Annotated in this window: 18 protein-coding genes; 1 reads left to right on the top strand and 17 read right to left on the bottom strand. The window is 54.2% G+C overall.

Annotation, left to right across the window (positions count from 1 at the left end; translation table 11 throughout):
- Positions 1-126: 126 nt before the first annotated feature.
- The 17 genes from MKX63_RS16525 to MKX63_RS16445 all read right to left on the bottom strand — a co-directional run bounded on the left by MKX63_RS16525 (position 127) and on the right by MKX63_RS16445 (position 16,912).
- Positions 127-897: an aminoglycoside adenylyltransferase domain-containing protein gene (locus tag MKX63_RS16525; protein WP_445323508.1), complete on the bottom strand. Its 771-nt coding sequence runs from the start codon at positions 895-897 to the stop codon at positions 127-129.
- A 283-nt stretch (positions 898-1,180) separates the two neighbouring features.
- Positions 1,181-1,702 (bottom strand): cell wall elongation regulator TseB-like domain-containing protein, encoded by a 522-nt coding sequence (locus tag MKX63_RS16520; protein ID WP_341018394.1) that lies wholly within the window; start codon positions 1,700-1,702, stop codon positions 1,181-1,183.
- 29 nt (positions 1,703-1,731) lie between these two features.
- Positions 1,732-3,033, bottom strand: coding sequence for an amidohydrolase (locus tag MKX63_RS16515; protein WP_341018392.1), 1,302 nt, complete (start codon positions 3,031-3,033; stop codon positions 1,732-1,734).
- Positions 3,023-3,673 carry a redox-sensing transcriptional repressor Rex gene (locus MKX63_RS16510; protein ID WP_341018391.1) on the bottom strand — a complete coding sequence of 217 codons (651 nt, stop codon included), beginning with the start codon at positions 3,671-3,673 and terminating at the stop codon, positions 3,023-3,025. The genes MKX63_RS16515 and MKX63_RS16510 overlap by 11 nt, the downstream gene beginning before the upstream one ends.
- Positions 3,674-3,812: 139 nt before the next feature.
- The gene (gene dinG / locus MKX63_RS16505; RefSeq protein ID WP_341018389.1) at positions 3,813-6,674 is read right to left on the bottom strand and encodes an ATP-dependent DNA helicase DinG; all 2,862 of its coding nucleotides are present in this window, start codon (positions 6,672-6,674) and stop codon (positions 3,813-3,815) included.
- 115 nt (positions 6,675-6,789) lie between these two features.
- On the bottom strand, positions 6,790-7,428 hold the full coding sequence (locus tag MKX63_RS16500; protein ID WP_341018388.1) for a tetratricopeptide repeat protein: 639 nt from the start codon (positions 7,426-7,428) through the stop codon (positions 6,790-6,792).
- Between the two features lie 114 nt (positions 7,429-7,542).
- Complete coding sequence (gene panD / locus MKX63_RS16495) at positions 7,543-7,926, bottom strand: aspartate 1-decarboxylase (RefSeq protein WP_036698065.1); 384 nt, start codon at positions 7,924-7,926, stop codon at positions 7,543-7,545.
- Positions 7,919-8,809, bottom strand: a complete 891-nt coding sequence (panC, locus tag MKX63_RS16490; protein WP_341018386.1) for a pantoate--beta-alanine ligase — start codon at positions 8,807-8,809, stop codon at positions 7,919-7,921. The genes panD and panC overlap by 8 nt, the downstream gene beginning before the upstream one ends.
- 1 nt (position 8,810) lies before the next feature.
- Positions 8,811-9,677 carry a 3-methyl-2-oxobutanoate hydroxymethyltransferase gene (gene panB, locus MKX63_RS16485; protein ID WP_341018384.1) on the bottom strand — a complete coding sequence of 289 codons (867 nt, stop codon included), beginning with the start codon at positions 9,675-9,677 and terminating at the stop codon, positions 8,811-8,813.
- 771 nt (positions 9,678-10,448) lie between these two features.
- Positions 10,449-11,249 carry a biotin--[acetyl-CoA-carboxylase] ligase gene (locus MKX63_RS16480; RefSeq protein WP_341018382.1) on the bottom strand — a complete coding sequence of 267 codons (801 nt, stop codon included), beginning with the start codon at positions 11,247-11,249 and terminating at the stop codon, positions 10,449-10,451.
- A complete protein-coding gene (locus MKX63_RS16475; RefSeq protein WP_341018380.1) occupies positions 11,242-12,762 on the bottom strand; it encodes a CCA tRNA nucleotidyltransferase in 1,521 nt (506 codons plus the stop codon). The genes MKX63_RS16480 and MKX63_RS16475 overlap by 8 nt, the downstream gene beginning before the upstream one ends.
- Before the next feature lie 10 nt (positions 12,763-12,772).
- Positions 12,773-13,930, bottom strand: coding sequence for an N-acetyl-alpha-D-glucosaminyl L-malate synthase BshA (bshA, locus tag MKX63_RS16470; protein ID WP_341018379.1), 1,158 nt, complete (start codon positions 13,928-13,930; stop codon positions 12,773-12,775).
- A gap of 91 nt (positions 13,931-14,021) precedes the next feature.
- Entirely contained in the window at positions 14,022-14,726 is a 705-nt protein-coding gene (gene bshB1 / locus MKX63_RS16465) for a bacillithiol biosynthesis deacetylase BshB1 (protein WP_341018378.1), read from the bottom strand.
- The gene (gene mgsA / locus MKX63_RS16460) at positions 14,723-15,148 is read right to left on the bottom strand and encodes a methylglyoxal synthase (RefSeq protein ID WP_341018376.1); all 426 of its coding nucleotides are present in this window, start codon (positions 15,146-15,148) and stop codon (positions 14,723-14,725) included. The genes bshB1 and mgsA overlap by 4 nt, the downstream gene beginning before the upstream one ends.
- A 17-nt stretch (positions 15,149-15,165) precedes the next feature.
- Positions 15,166-15,969, bottom strand: a complete 804-nt coding sequence (gene dapB, locus MKX63_RS16455) for a 4-hydroxy-tetrahydrodipicolinate reductase (protein WP_341018375.1) — start codon at positions 15,967-15,969, stop codon at positions 15,166-15,168.
- A 32-nt stretch (positions 15,970-16,001) separates the two neighbouring features.
- A complete protein-coding gene (locus MKX63_RS16450; protein WP_341018373.1) occupies positions 16,002-16,523 on the bottom strand; it encodes a tetratricopeptide repeat protein in 522 nt (173 codons plus the stop codon).
- Between the two features lie 59 nt (positions 16,524-16,582).
- A complete protein-coding gene (locus tag MKX63_RS16445; RefSeq protein WP_036698080.1) occupies positions 16,583-16,912 on the bottom strand; it encodes a nucleotide pyrophosphohydrolase in 330 nt (109 codons plus the stop codon).
- 167 nt (positions 16,913-17,079) lie between these two features.
- Between MKX63_RS16445 and MKX63_RS16440 the strand changes: the two genes are divergently transcribed.
- On the top strand, positions 17,080-17,952 hold the full coding sequence (locus MKX63_RS16440) for a YitT family protein (RefSeq protein ID WP_341018372.1): 873 nt from the start codon (positions 17,080-17,082) through the stop codon (positions 17,950-17,952).
- Positions 17,953-18,105 lie beyond the last annotated feature (153 nt).

Below are 18,105 nucleotides of genomic sequence, written 5' to 3'. Positions count from 1 at the left end.
ACATAAAGTTGTGAATATATTTAAAATTTTTGATACTAATTTCTGGATGTTTCATGCGGCATGAAAAAACGGCAGCTCAGATTCATAGCCTGAAATGCCGCTGCTACATTCATATTCCGGTGTCCCCTACATCCGGCTAACGCCAATTTCAGCCATCATAAATTCCGCAAAATCAGTTAACTGCTCCGGTTCATAGCCATCGGCGACGGCCGCACCGCTATATTCCTTCAGACACCGTCTCAGCAGCCCGTGATAGCGTTCCGGCAAATGCTGCAGTCCCCACTCCCCGCCCTCCTTCTTGGAAGAGACATGACCTTCCTGCACATAGTAGAGTACCCTGCATAGATTCAGGGTGTAATAGAGTGGAGCATTCCCTATATTCTGCTGCGCATCATCGATATCCCGGATAATAGAATCCAGATAATACCTGCGGTCTACCGGCGCAAAGGCCTCGCGGATCGGTTCCCCGTACAAGATAAACCCGCGATGGTAGACTACTGCAAAATGTGCCGCCAGATCAGCATCCTCAAACCCGCCGCACAGATAATTCTCATCGGTTCTATACCGCTCTAAATGAGCTTCTGAAAAGTGAAATTCAAACGGCGTAGGATACACGAAATTGTGCAGGTATGTCTTCAGGACGATAGACAGTTCAACTCCGCGCTTATTCGGCAGACTGTCATGAAAGGCTACGATACGCCCGGCAAGTCTTTGACTGACCTCTGCTGGCAGCTTGTCCTCTACGACAATCAGCAGATCAATATCGCTTGAATCCGGGTGAAAACAACCCATCGCCAGGGAGCCGTGCAGATAAATCCCCGACAGATTCTCCCCCAGCTCTTCCTTAAACAAATCCACTGCCTGATCCAAATATGCTAAAACTTCCAATTCAATCATCCTCCTTGAGAGACATTTATGTATGTTGGCGATAGCATTCGAGGTATACAATCAGTATATCAATTCAAGTATATTCATCGATGTATCTCAAACCATATATCTCCATTTAGCCACAGTTCCGCCCCAAGAAGAATACCCTGACAATACAGCGGTGTTGCCCCGTGACCGTCTGCCACCAGTCCAAGAACAGCTCCAGATTATTTTCAACATGATGGATACAAAAAAAACGGAAGAACAGATCATCTGTTCCTCCGCAATTTAGTTCTGCCGCTGAGTCCTTAGCTTAACGGTTCGGCAGACTGTACCCTTCACCGATGGCGCTGCCATCCTTGAAGCGGTAAAAGTTGTAATAGAATCGCCCGTCTTTTTTGTAAAATAGCTGCCAGGCATATTCCCCGTTATATACACCGGGCAGCAGCCGTTCAATCTTAACGTCCGGCAGCTGTGCGGCTATGATTTCGCGCATCTTCTCTTCCGAGGTGCCTTTGCTCAGCTCTTCGGCATACAGGCCGTTGTCGCCTCCGGCAGGCTTGCCCTCCAAGGTGAAACGGACCCACACCATCAGCTCGGTCCCCGCTTCATTTTTACCGGTCAGCACCCAGTAGATCTCATTGTCATTCCAGACGGATTTCTGGGCCTTGGTTACCTCTGTCAGTCCGGCTCGCGCCCGGGCCAGCTCCTTGGCTTCACTCCGCTCGTTCCACTGGTCCTTCATAATGTAGGCATAGAACTGGCTTAGTCCGAACAGAAGGAGCAGCACCACGGTAATCCCCAGCCAGATCCATTTTCTCCTCTTCTTCTTCACCACACTGTTTCCTTTCCCGTTCCCCTGAATTACCGTTTAAGCAGGCTCTCGAACGTCTCCTGTGCTTTGCGGCGGATAGCTTCTTCATCCAGTGTCAGGCATTGTCCATGCTTCACTACCTGCTGGCCGTTCACCCATACATGCTCTACATCCTTGGCGCTTGCCGAATAGACGGCATGGGAGAGCAGATCGGTATGCGGCAGCAGATGAGGCTGATCAATATCCAGCGCGATGAAGTCGGCCTTCATCCCTGCTGCAAGCCGGCCTACCCCGCTCAGGAAAACAGACTGCGCCCCGTACTCCGTAGCCATCAGCAGCGCCTCAGGAGCCGGTACGGCTGTAGGATCACCGCTTACGCCTTTATGGATCAGAGCCGCCAGCCTCATCTCTTCAAACATATCCAGGTTATTGTTACTAGCAGCGCCGTCTGTACCCAGGGAGACCTTAACCCCGGCTCTCAGCAGCTCAGGAACACGTGCAACCCCGCTGGCCAGCTTCAGGTTACTGCCGGGATTATGCGACACACCAACATTATAGCGGGCCAGAATCCCGATCTCCTCATCGTTCAGATGAACCCCGTGGGCAATGAGCGAAGGACGGGTGAACATTCCCAGCTTCTCCAGATGCGCGACTGGACGAAGACCGTAGTCGGCCACGTTCTGCTCCACTTCATGGCGCGTCTCGGACATATGGGTATGCATCGGCAGATCCAGATCATGCGCAGCCTCCACGAACTTCATGAAAAACTCTGGAGGACAGGTGTACGGGGCGTGCGGCGAGAGCATGGTAGTGATTCTGCCGTCAGCCTTGCCGTGCCAGTTACGGGCAAAAGCAACCGCTTCAGCGAGCTTCGCCTGCTGCACCTCTTCCGGACACAGCCCAATCACGCCGCGCATTAGCACCGCTCGAATACCGGATTGCTCTGTTACTTCCGCAACACGGTCCATATGATCATACATATCGAGGAAGGTGGTTGTGCCGCCCTTCAGCATTTCCAGCACGGACAAAGAGGTTCCCCAATATACATCATCACCAGTGAATTTCTCTTCCATCGGCCACATCTTCTCCTGCAGCCAAGTCTGAAGCACCATATCATCGCCGTATCCGCGCAGCAGCGACATGGCCGTATGTCCATGGGTATTGACCAGTCCCGGCATGAACAGCAGACGGCTGCCGTCTACGACCTGGGCGCCAGCCTCCACTACCGGCTCAGCTTCACCTATGTAAGTAATCAGATCATTCGCCAGGGTCATATACCCGCTCAGAACCGGCTTATCGCTGCCCGGAACCAGAAAGTGCCCGTTCTTGATTATCGTGATCTTACTGCTCATCTTCAGCCTCATCCTTTCCATCATGCAAATAATAGGCCAGGCTCTGCAGATCTGTGGTGAAATCTGCGGCATGAATCCGGATATTGGCAGGCGTCTTGAGAATAACCGGTGCGAAGTTCAGAATCGCCTCGATGCCGGAGTCCACAAGAATATCAGCTACATTCTGGGCTTCGCTGTCAGGTACGGTAATAATCCCGATCCGGATGCCCTGGGAGCGGATGGTATCGCTCAGCTCCTCCATCGGCTGCACAACCAGCGAGTTGATCTGCTGGCCCACCTTCGGCGGGTAGGCATCGAAGATCGCAGTAATCTTCATCGTATCCTTCAAGTAAGCGTTATAGTTAGACAAGGCATGACCGAGATTACCGGCTCCAACCAGTGCAACATTAATTTGCTGATCAAGCTTGAGAATATGGCGGATCTTCTCAATCAGATAGGATACATCGTAGCCGATGCCCTTTCGGCCGAAATCACCGAAATAAGCGAGGTCCTTACGGATCTGGGCGGGATTCAGATCAAGCTTCTGGCCCAGCTCCTGAGAAGAGACTGTGGAAATTTCACGTTTTTGGAGATCGTTCAGGAAACGCAGGTACACTGGGAGCCTGCGCACGACGGCCTCCGATATTTTATCCGATTTCATGTATTCTCCTCCTTAAAAGTTGTGTTAGACCCTTACAATTATAGCAACCGTGCCCCCCCGCCTGCCGGAGCGGCAGGACAGGGCGGGAACGGATCTTCAGGTTTATCATGACTTATTAATAATAGCAATAGCAGATGAATTAGGAAACCCCGCCGTCCTCCAGCCATTCGGCAATTCTCGGGACCATCTGCTCGGTGAGCATATGCTCCATCTTGGGACCGGGGAGTGAATACAGGAAGTACTTTCCGTAATGCGATTCAATGACTCTGGTATCGTACACAATTACGATGCCCCGGTCCTGCGCCGTGCGGACCAGCCGCCCGAAGCCCTGCTTGAAGCGGATGACAGCCTGCGGCACGGACAGCTTCATGAACGGGTTCTTCTTCTGTGCCTGAAGCAGCTCCGACTTCGCTTCTGCCAGCGGGTGATTCGGCGGCTGGAACGGCAGTCTGACAATCGCCAGACAGGTCAATGCTTCTCCGGGGATATCCACCCCTTCCCAGAAACTGCTGGTACCCAGCAGGACCGAGGCCGGGCTGTCCTGGAAGCGGCGGATCAGCTTGCTCCGGCTGCCGCCTTCCACACCTTGTCCGAGCACCGCGATATCCTGGGAGGCAAGCGCCTCCTTCAGCGGATCATAGACCTGCCGAAGCATCTTATAGGAGGTGAACAACACCAGCATCCGCCCCCGCGTGGTTACAGCAGTCTCGGCAAGAGAGTGAACGAGGGTGTCCACAAAGCGGGCATCCCCTATGCTTCCCTTGACGCTCGGGAAGTCGCGGGGAATAACCAGCAGAGCCTGCTCCCTGTATTTGAACGGTGACGGAAGCAGCGCTGTCATCAGACGACCCTGCTCCGCAGCTTCACCAAGACCCAGGTTATCGATCATAAACTGGAAGGACTTATCCACGGATAAGGTGGCCGAGGTCAGGATGATACTCTTCTTCTTGTCGAAGAACAGCTCCCTGAGCTGGGTACTGACATCAACGGGAACAGCATACATTTGCAGAGACTTCCCCTTATAATTACCGCTTCCCTCCAGCCAATACACGATATTCTCATCGTTCAGACTCATGAAAAAGCGGATCTGCTCTCTAATGGATGCCAGATCCTTGAATAACCCGCCGATATCAGTCACAAGACTGTCCGAGGAGGATTGGCTGTCCGTGTCACGCATCTCACTGAGCATTTTGTCACCCTTGCGGATAATGTCGCTTAGACTGAGGTTCAGTGTATTCTCAAGGGCGGCCAGCTCCTCCCAATCCTTCGGCTTCTTGCCCGGCTGCAGGCGCGCCACCAGCTGGCCTGCTTCACCGGCTCCGGCATCGCTGCGCTCGGGCAGCAGGCTGAAGAGCCGGTCGCTGAGCGCATCCCAGGATTCCTTCACCGTCAGAAGATCGGGGTAGATCCGGTCGATCACACCGCTCCATTCGGAGGCCTGCTCACTGCCTGAAGACTGCAGACTCTGACGGAGGGCAGGCAGCTGCCCGCTCCGGCTATCCTTGTAGAGACGGGTGAGGGTATGGGCGAATGTGAAATATTTCATCTGCATACCAAGATGCTTACCGGCAATATCCTCCAAATGATGGGCTTCATCAATAACAAGGTGGTCATAAGCAGGAAGAAGCTGATGCCCCGCTTTGACATCTGCGAACAGCTTGGAGTGATTGGTGACCACAACATCGGAGATCCCGGCTTCATGCTTGGCGCGGTGATAATAGCATTTGCGGAACCAGGGACAGGCGCGTCCCAGGCAGGAGTCGGTATCACTGGCTACAGTCTCCCAGAAATCGCCGCCCCGTCCGCTTAAGTTAAGCTCCTCATCATCGCCGGTTGTCGTCTGGGTCAGCCATACGAGCATTTGTGCAGCGGTAAGGGCCTCTTCTCTTGGACTTGTAAAGTCCTTTTTGTTCATTCTATGCTCGAACTTGCGAAGACACAAATAGTGCCCTCTTCCCTTAAAGATGGAGGCCTTGAACGGGAACGGCACAACGCTGGTCAAGAGCGGAATATCCCGCTCACGCAGCTGGTCCTGAAGGTTAATGGTATGAGTGCTGACCATCACCTTCTGATCACTTTTCACACTATGGTAGATGGCCGGAAGCAAATAACCCAGCGATTTACCGGTGCCGGTTCCCGCTTCAATCAGCAGATGCTTGTCCTGCTCAAGCGCTGTAATGACCTCATGGATCATCAGCTCCTGGGCTTCACGGCTCTCATACTGGGGAAGAACAGCCTTCAGCCGCAGGGTTACCTCTTCCATATACTCTTCAAAGGTAATATTATCCAGCGGATTGACGCTTCCTTCCTCCCGGGGCGTAGCCAGCTCCGCCCAGTCCCCCACAGCCAGCGCAAGCTGGCGGTAGAAGCTCAGCTCTCCTTCCGGCTGAAAGGTCTCCATCTCCCGCTCCCGCAGCAGACCGTCGAAATACCAGGCCAAATCACTGTCTTCGTCTGCGAACAGCTCATTCAGCCGCTGAATGGTCAGCAGCGGCAGACTGTGCAGCTCTTCCAGACATTTGAGCAGCACAATAGCCGTGGCAAGCGCATCACTGTCCGCCTGATGGGGACGGTCATGCGTAATGCCGAAATGGCTGCTTACCGCACCTAACTGATAGGTGCTCAGCGAGGGAAAGCATATTTTGAGAAAATCGATCGTATCCAGAATCCGCCCCTGAAACGGCAGGTAGCCGCAGCGGTCCAGCGCATTCTGCAAAAAATGAAAATCAAACGCTACATTGTGTCCGACAAGGACCACATCATCCAGCAGCGGCACCAGCTCCATCATCATCTCATCAAGCTCCGGCGCATCCTGTACATCGCTGTCTGTAATTCCGGTCAGGCCCGTAATAAAAGGAGGAATTGGCGCTCCGGGCTTGACGTAGGAACCATACACCCGGGAGATCGTCCCGTCTTCTTCTATAATGGCAAGGCCAACCTGGATGATCTCTCCCACAGATTGGGTTCCCGTAGTTTCAAAATCAAGCACGGCAAATTTCATTATAAGTTCTATTCCCTTTCACTTGAGACTCTTTATCAGCATAACAGAAGTTACGAAAAAAGGCGATGCACACCCCGGGAAACGGGACGCATCGCCTAAAGAAACCGAGGATAAGTTATAATAGCGAAACCAGCTGATGGCCAAACTCCAGCTTCCCGCCCCGCCTGCGGCATACCTCCAGATTCACATTCGGCTCCGGCAGATCCGGGTCATGCAGCAGAGACAGGCTGAACAGCTCACTGGCTTCATTGAAGCGTTCCTGGGAAGCCCGGATACAGCCCAGCGCATTATAGATCATTGCCTTCAGCTTCACTTCACGGATCAGGCCCAGCATGTGGTTCAGATGTCCCCAGGCGGTGTCGCCTTCTCCCTCCTGCAGATAAGCCATAGCCAAATACAGGCGGGCAGCGAGGCTGTCCGGATACTTAGCCGTAACCTCCCTGAACTGTTCAATGCACTTGCGGTACATCAGCAGCTTGTAATAGCCCTGGCCCCTGACAAAAGCATCCATCGCAAGCTCGGGCGCTTCCTCCTCCGGCAATTCCTCCGGCGGAGTCTGGAAATCGGCCTGTTCCCGGAACTCGCTCAGCTTCTCGGCGAAGAGCAGCCACTCATCCATTACAGTATCACTGATTCGGTGGAGCATATTATACTTGGATAAAAGATCGCTTCGGCGGGCACCCTCCGCAGTAGGATAGTCGGTTTTGATCTCCTGGAGCATCTTGTTCATCTCAGCAAATAAATGTTGAAACACCGGACATCCCACCCTTACTGATAATGAAGTCAGCTTAAGCTTGCCTAAGTTCATTATCAGCAAGTACGGGGGTCTTCATCCCTGCCATTGATTACATGGCTCAAAGCGCGGACTTCAGGCAATTGTGGCGTGAATCTCATGATCCGCCAGCTTCACCGGCTTGTTGCCTTCATCTACGAACACCACCGTCGGCTTATGCGCTGCCAGCTCTTCAGAGGACACCACAGCGTAGGAAATAATAATTACGGTATCTCCGGGCTGTACCAGACGCGCCGCCGCCCCATTCAGACAAATGACGCCGCTGCCGCGCGGACCCGGAATGACATAAGTCTCCAGGCGGGAGCCGTTATTGTTGTCCACGATCTGCACCTTTTCATTCTCCAGCAAGTCTGCAGCTTCCATCAGATCCTCATCAATGGTAATGCTGCCCACATAATTGAGATTGGCTTCAGTGACTGTTGCCCGGTGGATCTTGGATTTCATCATATGTCTAAACAAAAGCGTGTGCCTCCTTAGGAATAAATACATTATTATCAATCAGACGGGTTCTGCCGAACTTCACGGCCAGAGCCATTATAACCTCTCCGCCCGCATCCGTCAGCCTGCTGCCGCCTTCCAGCTCTTCCAGATCAGGGAAGGTTAGAATTTCTGCATAATCAATCACTGCGAGCGGCGATGCAGAAATGACCGAGACCAGCAGTGCCCGAGCTTCATTTACCGTACGAATGCTGCCCTCTTCCATAGCTTGGCGCACCTCGCGCAGGGAACGAGACAATACCAGCGCCTGTCTGCGCTCCTCGCTGCTCAGATAGACATTGCGGGAGCTAAGCGCCAGCCCGTCTTCCTCGCGCACAATAGGACAGGCGATAATGTCCACATTCATGTTAAGGTCTGACACCATCCGGCGGAGAACAGCTACCTGCTGGGCATCCTTCAGTCCGAAGAAGGCATAATCCGGCTGCACAATATGGAACAGCTTGCTGACCACTGTAGTTACTCCGTCAAAATGTCCTGGACGCGAAGCGCCGCAGAGCTGCGACGTAAGCGAGGAGACCGTTACGCCTGTACGAATCGGCTGCGGATACATCTCTTCTACACTGGGGATGAACACCAAATCCGCACCTTCACGTTCAGCCAGCTCCAGATCCCGCTGTTCATCCCGCGGATAGGAAGCAAAATCCTCATTCGGTCCAAACTGCAGCGGATTGACGAAAATACTCATCACCACCGTGCCGCTCTTCTCCCCTGCCTTACGCAGCAGGCTGGCATGTCCTTCGTGCAGATATCCCATGGTGGGCACAAAACCAACAGGGCCATGGCCCCCTTCACGCATATATTCAAGCGCTTCGCGCAGTTCAGCAATCGTTCGGATCACTCTCATTTTATTTCGCTCCTTTGCCGGCATTGCCGTATAAAGATTCCAGAACAGTCTCGTCCGCGCTAAACACATGCTCCTCGGCAGGGAACGAGCGGTTCTTCACTTCCTGAACATAGCTGGTGATGCCTTCGCGGATCAGGGAGCCTACATCGGCGTAGGTTTTGACGAATTTTTTCTCCCGGTAAGGAGAGGCATACCGCAGGAGATCATGGAATACCAGAACCTGTCCGTCACAGTAACGCCCGGCACCAATGCCTATGGTCGGTATGCTGACCGTCCGGGAGATCGCCTCAGCCACCTCTTCCGTGACCAGCTCCAGCACAATGCCGAAGGCCCCGGCAGCTTCCAGCGCCTTCGCTTCGTCCATCAGCCGCTGTGCATCCCTGGCATCCTTCCCCTGAATCCGGTAGCCGCCGATCATATTGACCGACTGCGGGGTCAGACCAATATGGCCGAGCACCGGAACACCGGCAGCGACAACAGCGGACACTGCGGAGCAGATTTCGAGGCCGCCTTCCATTTTGACCGCATGGGCCTGGCCTTCCTGCATCAGCCTGCGCACACCGCGCAAGGTCTCATCCACGCTTCCGTGGTAGGTCATAAACGGCATATCAGCCACTATAAAAGTATTAGGAGCCCCGCGTTTCACCGACCGGGTATGGTAGACCATATCGTCTATGGTAACCGGCAGCGTGGTATCATAACCAAGCACGACATTTCCCAGGGAATCACCGACCAGAATCAGATCAATGCCAGCTTCTTCCGCCAGCAGGGCTGAAGGGTAGTCATAAGCGGTCAGCATGCTCAGGGGCACACCGTCCGTTTTCATTTTTTTCATCTTGATAATATTCAGTGCGTGTTTGTCTGCCATGTCGCTCTCATTCCCCTTTTCCATAAAATACGCGAGTTTCGCGCAAACAAAAAAACCTTTTAGCATGGTCCGCTAAAAAGGTCCGAAGGGCAAAAAAGAGTCACTCGCGATCGTCCCTTCTGTCTCGGTCCTTACGGCTCAGAGCAGAATCCAACGTAACCGTTACATCCAGTTATGAAGGTACATCCGGTACAACAAAAAAACAATTGCGTGAGTACAGCTCGCCATGCGATGCCGCCTCATGAGCACAGTATACCAAAAAAACACAAAAATAAACACCTTAAAATATGACATGGCCGCCCTCGTGGTCGTGAGGAGCGGCCTTGTTGGCATTCTAACAAGGTAAAGTACAAAGCTGCATTCGTAGCTAAAAACTGAGATAAGTGTATTATGTACAATTAACAACAGTGAAACGGAAGACTTTCCTCTCAGGGGTTCGTGTAACGAAACCCTATCATCCCCAAAAATCTAACGGACCGAAGAGACCTTATTCCCGCGATAACGCCCCTTTTTGCAGCGTAACGGACTCAGGAGATCTTATCATCTTTCTGAAAGACGTTTTGGGGCTGAATTGCAGGGGATAAGGTCCTTGCGGTCCGTTAATCGCCCAAGTGACGATTTTCTTTATGCATAAGAGCACCTCAGTCCGTTGTGCTAAGCCAAACGCCCTTTAAGAACACCCCCCGCTTGGAAAAGATGTAAATTGAAGGGGAATTGTGTCTGCTCCACTAACTTTAATCTGATGAGATACTAGTTAAATCTGATGCTCTTCTAAATCATTTCAATTTCGCCGGACAGTACGCTCACTACCTCACCGGATTCGTTACGCAGCAGCAGCCCGCCGTTGCCGTTCAGACCTACAGCAGTAGCCTCGGTGCGGCCTTGGGGAGTATTCACGCATACCTGACGCCCCAGTGTTACCGACATCGACTCCCACAGCTCCTTCACGGGCTGAAAGCCGTGTTCCAGATAGACAAGATACAAATATTCGAGTTCCTCCAGCACGGCTTCCGCAAGCCTCGTACGGTCAACAGGAATGCCGCCGCCTTCGATCAGCAGCGATGTACCAACCCCGAGCAGCTCCTCCGGGTAGTCTTCCTCGGTCAGATTGGCAGCGATGCCGATACCCGCGATGCAGTAATGCAGCCCGCCTTCCCGAAGCGAGGATTCAAGCAGGATTCCGCAGATTTTGCGGCCGCCGGCCAGCAGGTCATTCGGCCACTTGATGCCGGCAGGCACCCCGGTAACCTCACGGATTGCTGTGCAGACAGCCACTCCGGCCAGCAGCGTCAGCTGCGGAGTCAAGGCCAGCGGCAGATCGGGACGCAGCACCAGGCTCATCCAGATTCCTTTGCCATGTGGCGAGTGCCATTTGCGGCCCATCCGCCCGCGCCCGCCGGTCTGCTCTTCGGCCATGACCGTTGTTCCTTCCGGTGCGCCGCCTTCGGCAAGTATTTTGGCTTCCTCCTGAGTGGAACCGACTGTATCCAGCCGCTGAATTCCTTTGGCCCAGCCGGGAACGAACGTCTCCCGCTTCAAGACGCCGGAATGCTGCGTATGACCGCTATTCATCTCTATCCATCCTTTGGGCTGCTTGCAGCAGTGATTGGGTGTCATTGGCAAGGTCACCTGCCGCGACAGCCAGAAGAAGCTGGTTCAGCAATATGCCCAGCCAAGGGCCGGGACGCTTCTCCAACGCCCCTGTCACCTCATGGCCGCTCACCGCCAGCTCAGCGAGCGTACGGACCGGCATCTCTGCGGTCCAGGACCGCAGGAGGCTGGTGGTGACGGTTGGGATGGTACTTACGTCCGCAGCTGTGGCGGGGACATCTGTCGCTGTGGCGGATACGCCGTCTATGCCAGGGATGTCTGACGACGTGGCAGATACGCCATCGTCTGTGAAAGGGACGTCTGACGACGTGGCGGATACGCCGTCTGTGCCAGGGACGGCTGACAACGTGGCGGATACGCCACCGTCTGTGTAAGGGACGTCTGACGACAGGTCTGCTGCACCTGCGTCAACAGCGCGCGCGGCGTCAGCCCCCGCCGCCGCCTCAAGCAGCGTCAGCCACCCTTCGGCGGCTGACTGGCCATAGCCCAGCACGGCGGCGATCCACCGCCGCCGCAGCCGCTCCCCGGCGCCGGTAGCCTCCGGCCGGGCCGAGGACAACGCCGCGTCCCAGGCTTCGCGGACGCGGAGCACGGCGACGACGCCGGTGCGCGTCGCCCCCGGGAACCTCCATGCCCGCAGGAGCTCATCGGCGGAGGCCGATGTCGATCCCAGGGCATGCAGCAGGAGCGCCCAGCGCAGGCGGGCGCTCTCCAGGTTCCCGAGACCGGCGAGGCGGGCGGCGGCGGCCGCCAGGTCCCGGCCGGTCCAAGGGAACGGCGCTTTGCCGCGCGGCAGCAGGCCGCTGCGCAGCAGGAGCCCGAGCCCGCGCTGCGGGTGCGGGCCTTCCAGGATGCGCTCCACCTCGGCGCGCACCCGCTCCACAGCAATATGCGCCAGCTTGTCTCGCTGGCGCAGCAGACCGCGCCAGGTATTCTTCGCAATCGCGAAATCCAGCACGGAAGCAAAACGTACGCAGCGCAGCATCCGCAGCGCATCCTCCTCGAAGCGTTCCTCCGCTTCACCTACACAGCGGATCACGCGGAGCTTGAGATCACGCTCCCCGCCGAAAGGGTCAATCCGCCCGCCGTCAAGGCCACAGCAGATGGCATTGATCGTGAAATCACGGCGGCGGAGGTCCTCCCGTACATCCCTTACGAATACGACATGCTCCGGACGCCGGTGATCGGCATAGCCGCTCTCCGTCCGGTAGGTCGTAACTTCTAAGCTGTAGCCCTCCTGCAGCACAGTGATCGTGCCATGCGCCAGGCCGGTAGGGACACAGCGCGGAAACAGGGCCATCACCTCCTCCGGCAGTGCGGAGGTAGTGATGTCTATATCATGCACCGGACGGCCCAGCAGCTCATCGCGCAGGCAGCCGCCGACGAAATAAGCCTCATGACCGCCTGCCAGCAGGCCGGCAACAACAATTCCGGCGGCTTCTGCCATGCCGGGTGGTGCCATTCTCCATTCCATAACGGACTCCTTACCCCCGGATCGGGTCTAATCCGGATACCTTGCGCCCGAGCACACGGTAATAGATATCTTCGTATTGATTGGTAATCATATCTCTGCTGAAATCATGGCAGGACCGCTCCAGGCAGGCGCGCCGGAAGCTCTCAGCCATCGCCGTATCCGAGAGCAGCCTGACGGCATACTCTGCCATCGCTTCTGTATCCCCGACTGGCGCGAGGAATCCGGTCTTGCCATGCTGAATCAGCTCCGGAATGCCCCCGGCCTGCGATCCGATGGTCGGAACGCCGCAGGCCATCGCTTCCAGAGCGACCAGCCCGAAGCTCTCCTTCTCCGAGGGCAGCAGCAACAGGTCCGCCAGGGAGATCACCTGGGCAATCTCGTCCTGCTTACCCAGGAAGCGGACATGATCGTCGAGACCCATCTCGCTGATCTTGGCTTGAATCTTAGGCAGGTCAGGGCCTTCGCCGACCAGCAGCAGCTTGGAAGGCACCTGCCGGTTCACCTTGGCGAACACATCCACCACATCACTTACCCGCTTGACCGGGCGGAAATTGCTGATATGCATGAGAATCTTCTCATCCGGGGCTGCAAAGTCGCCGCGCAAATCCGTGACATCCCGGGGATAATAGACACGTTTGTCCACGAAATTATATGTCAGATCAATTTCACGCGTAATATCAAGCGCCTTGCGGGTCTCCTTGATCAGATCACGGGAGACTGCGGTCACCGCATCGCTCTCGTTAATGCCCAGCCGGATCAGATCCTTCAGGGATTCATCCTGGCCCAGTACCGTAATATCCGTGCCGTGCAGCGTGGTAACCACCTTAATATCATTGCCCAAGATCTGCTTGGCCAGAAAAGCACATACCGCATGCGGAACCGCATAATGCACATGGAACAGGTCCAGATTCTGCATTTTGGCTACCTGTGCCATCTTGGTTGCCAGCGCCAGATCGTATGGCGGATAGCGGAATACATAATAATCGTTAACCTCTACCTCGTGGTAGAAAATATTCTTCTGAAACGTTCCCAGCCGAAACGGGATGCTGTGGGTTATAAAATGAACCTCATGGCCTTTTTCAGCCAATAGCTTGCCCAGTTCAGTGGCCACCACACCCGAGCCGCCAAGAGAAGGATAACAAGTGATGCCTATCTTTAGCCGCTCCATAGCTCCGCCCCTTCATTTAACTTAGCTCTATTACTTCAAGTAACGATATGAATTAATTATAGTTGTTTTCCGGGCTTTGTCGAGTTGCGCCTTATCCGCGTGCAGCACTGAACAGATCCACAGTATACGGTACCTTACCAGCGAACCCTTCGGCATAAGGAATGAGCCTCCGCTGGCCGAGCAGCATATCTCTGGAACGGACGCGGTCAATATATCCTTCTGTCAGAGGAGTCGCTACGGCATCCTCTCCCGGAGTGATACCGAACTGTGAACGGTAGCAGGACAATGCCCGCTCCTTCAGCGGATACTGCGCAGTCACATCGACAATCAGGTCCGTCCGTCCAAGATCATTAATGAAATAGAAATATAATTGTGGCTCCGCAATCGCAGGCTTGTCCGGCATATATTTGCGCAGCTTGGCATTAAATACCGCTTCCTCCACCAGCTTACTGCAGGCAATATGATCGGGATGGCGGTCTTCCCAGTAAGGGGCAAATACCATCGACGGGGCATAGCGGCGGATTTCTGCAGTTACAGCGGCCAGATGGCCCTCTGTCAGAGAGAGGCCCCGGTCAGGCAGCCCCAAATTACTCCGTACCGACGCGCCCAGCACTGCGGCAGCCTGCTCAGCCTCCTTTTCCCGAAGCTCCACTGTTCCGTTCGAGGACATCTCCGCCCGGGTCAAATCGCACATTCCCACCTTGAATCCGGCGGCAGTGTGCTTGGCAATCGTTCCTGCCATGCCGATCTCGGCATCATCCGCATGCGCGCCGAATACCAGAATGTCAAGCTTCATGACTCGTCCACACCCGGCTTGTATTTATGTACCAGCTCACGCCAGCCGAAATCTCCCCGGTCAATAGCCTTCACCAGGATTTCTGCTGTAGCAATATTCGTGGCAACCGGAATCCCGTACACATCACACAGACGCAGCAGTGCCGTAATATCCGGTTCATGCGGCTGGGCCATCAGCGGATCACGCAAGAAAATGATCAAATCCAGCTCATCTGTAGCGACCATAGAGCCGATCTGCTGATCGCCGCCAAGCGGCCCGGACATGTAACGGTGAATGGAGAGCTTGGTCACTTCCATGATGCGCTGGCCCGTCGTTCCGGTGGAGAATAACTGGTGCCCTTCGAAGACATGCTCATAAGCGGTTACGAAATTAACCATTTCATCTTTTTTACGGTCATGTGCGATAAAAGCAATTTTCAACATTCTGTTTCTCTCCCCGTCTATTCTATAAAATGCTCAAAACCGTAAATCAAGCCGGTATAGCCCATCACCTTTTGAATTCCGAGCTTGACTCCCGGCATATATCCCGCACGCTCATAGGAGTCATGACGGATCTTCAGCGACTGTCCGAACCCGCCGAAGACAACCTCCTCCTGGGCAAACACACCCGGAAGCCGCACACTGTGAATACGGAAGCCGTTATAATACCCGCCGCGCGAGCCTTCAATAATCTCTTCTTCCTCGGGATGTCCCTGGCGGAGCTCCTGCCGCGCCTCAGAGATCATCTCTGCCGTCTTAATCGCTGTTCCTGAAGGAGCATCCAGCTTTTGGTCTCCGTGATATTCGATAATTTCGAGATGAGGGAAATACTTTGCGGCCTGGGCAGCGAATTTCATCAGCAGAATCGCACCGATGGAGAAGTTAGGTGCAATCAGTCCGCCGATTCCCTGCTCTTGGCATTGCTTGTCCAGCCCGGCGATCTGCTCCGGCGTGAAGCCGGTGGTACCGATAACCGGACGGACGCCGTACTTGACCGCCAGTGCAGTATTGCTATATGCCGACTGTGGAATCGTAAAATCTACCATTACATCGGCCGCTGTATCAGCAAGCGCAGTCTCCAGATCCGAAGTCACAAGTATACTGCATTCCTCAAGGCCAACCAGCCGGCCGGCATCTTTGCCATGTGCAGAGCGGTCCACCGCTGCCGCCAGCTCAAGTTCATCATCCTGCAATACCAGCTTCACAACCTCTTTGCCCATTCTGCCTCCAGCTCCGGAGACAATAACTCTGATCTTGTCACTCAAATGAATTCTCCCCGCTTTCCCTGGCTCTGTTATTATTGTATATAGTGTTGCAGCGATTTCTGCAGATCCTTCATCAGCAGACGCAGTCCGCTGTCATCCGGGTGCAGCGACATGACTTCTTTGAGTACTGCAATCGCCTGCAGATGTTCATTCATCCGGCTGTGCGCAATCGCCAGCCATACATAAGCATCCCCGTAGAGAGGATCAAGCGATACAGCTTCCTTCAGCAGCGTAATCGGATGGTACGGATTTAGCGCTTCCGCTGCTTCATCCTCCAGCAGCCGCTTCGCCTCCTGCACAAGCTGGAGGGCCTGCAGATGCTGAAGATGCAGCTGATACTCCGGTTTAGTCCCATCCAGCCGGCGTGCGGCTACAGCATGTTCAAGCGCTTTATCCAGCATTCCGCTGCGGGCATAGGTAATAGAGCAGCGGTATCTGACTTCCGCATCATCAGGACTAGCGGCAATGGCCGCCTCGAACAAGGTGATGGCCTCAGCAAAGTCACTGCGGAGTATCGAGCGGTAGGCCGCTTTTACATAATCATTATGATCCATATCCTCACCATCCTTACGGCTAAATCCCGTTCGTTTGGTACAGCATATGTAGCATAGGCCTAATCGGTGTTTTTGGGCGTCCAGCGCCCGGCATCACGCGTATTGAATTTGTGCATAACCTTATTGTGTGCCTCAGTTAAGTCTATACCGAGTGAATTGGCGAAACAAACGGTAATGAAGAGAATGTCACCCAGCTCCAGCTCAATCGAATTATCGGCTTCATCCGCTTTTTTCGGTTTTTCGCCGAATTGATGGTTCACTTCGCGGGCCAGCTCTCCAACTTCCTCGGACATCCGGGCCAGCATCGACAGCGGACTGAAGTAGCCTTCTTTAAACTGTGAGATATAGGCATCCACCTCACGCTGAATGTCACCAAGGCTTTTATCCATAAATTATTGTTCCACCCCCGTGTGTTCTTGCCTTCTGTTTGCCCCTATGTTATCGTAAAGACGTTTTGAAGACAAATCTTTTTTGCAATGCCGCCTGGAGCTTACGTGCTCTCCGGGGGGATCATTACATATAAATTGCCCATTTAGAGGCGTAGGCGAGGGATTATATGAGTTCAACCATTAAAATCAGCACAGTCAGTAAAACAGTGGCCCCCATCATGCTGGGCACAGCCATCTACGCATTCGGACTACTGTATTTCATCATTCCCAACCAGCTGATGGAGGGCGGAGTTACCGGGATTACCATCCTGCTGAATTACGCCTTTAACATCCCGATCTTCTTAACGACACTGCTGCTGAACCTCCCGCTTTTTCTGCTCGGCTGGAAGGTGCTCGGGGCGAATCAGATCGTGTATACGGGTCTTGGCATCGGCGCCCTGTCTTTTTTCCTCTGGTTATTTGAACGGATGATTAAAGCAGGCTGGATTGTGACGTTCAGTACAGAGCATGATTTTATTCTTGCTTCATTATATGCAGGGGTTACCCTGGGTCTGGGTCTGGGGATTGTCTTCCGCTTCGGAGGCACCACCGGGGGTGTAGATATTGTAGCACGGATACTGGGACGCAAGTTCGGCTGGAGTATGGGACAGATTATTCTGGCCGTGGATATCATCATTATCGGGGCTTCCCTGCTCTACATTCCCCGCGAAAAAATATTATATACGCTTGTGGCCGTCTTCATCGCCTCACGCGTAATTGATTTCATCCAGGAAGGAGCCTACGCGGCCAAAGCCTTCACCATCATCAGCGACGAGGCTCCGAGAATTGCCGAACTGATCACCGCTGAGCTGGAGCGCGGCGTGACCTTGATCCCGGCAATCGGCGCCTATTCCAAGCAGGCCAAGCATATGGTCTACTGTGTGGTCTCCAGGCAGGAGATCCGCCGGCTCAGCCTGCTGGTGAAGTCGGTAGACCCTAAAGCCTTCGTCATTATCAGTGACGTTCATGATGTTCACGGCGAAGGCTTCCGGGAGACGTAATCTATACACAAGTGGAAACGGCTTTGCCGTCCTTTTTTAGAGGGCGGCACCCGTTTCAGCGAGAAATAGAAGGATAATTTATCGTGTGCAACATATAAATTCTTATATTTCAAAAGAGGGCGGACCCCGCAAGCCAGCAATAGCTGCTAGCGG

The organism is Paenibacillus sp. FSL R7-0179 (assembly GCF_038002265.1).
Lineage (GTDB): Bacteria > Bacillota > Bacilli > Paenibacillales > Paenibacillaceae > Paenibacillus_AQ.
This window is presented reverse-complemented; position numbering and strand designations above follow the sequence as displayed.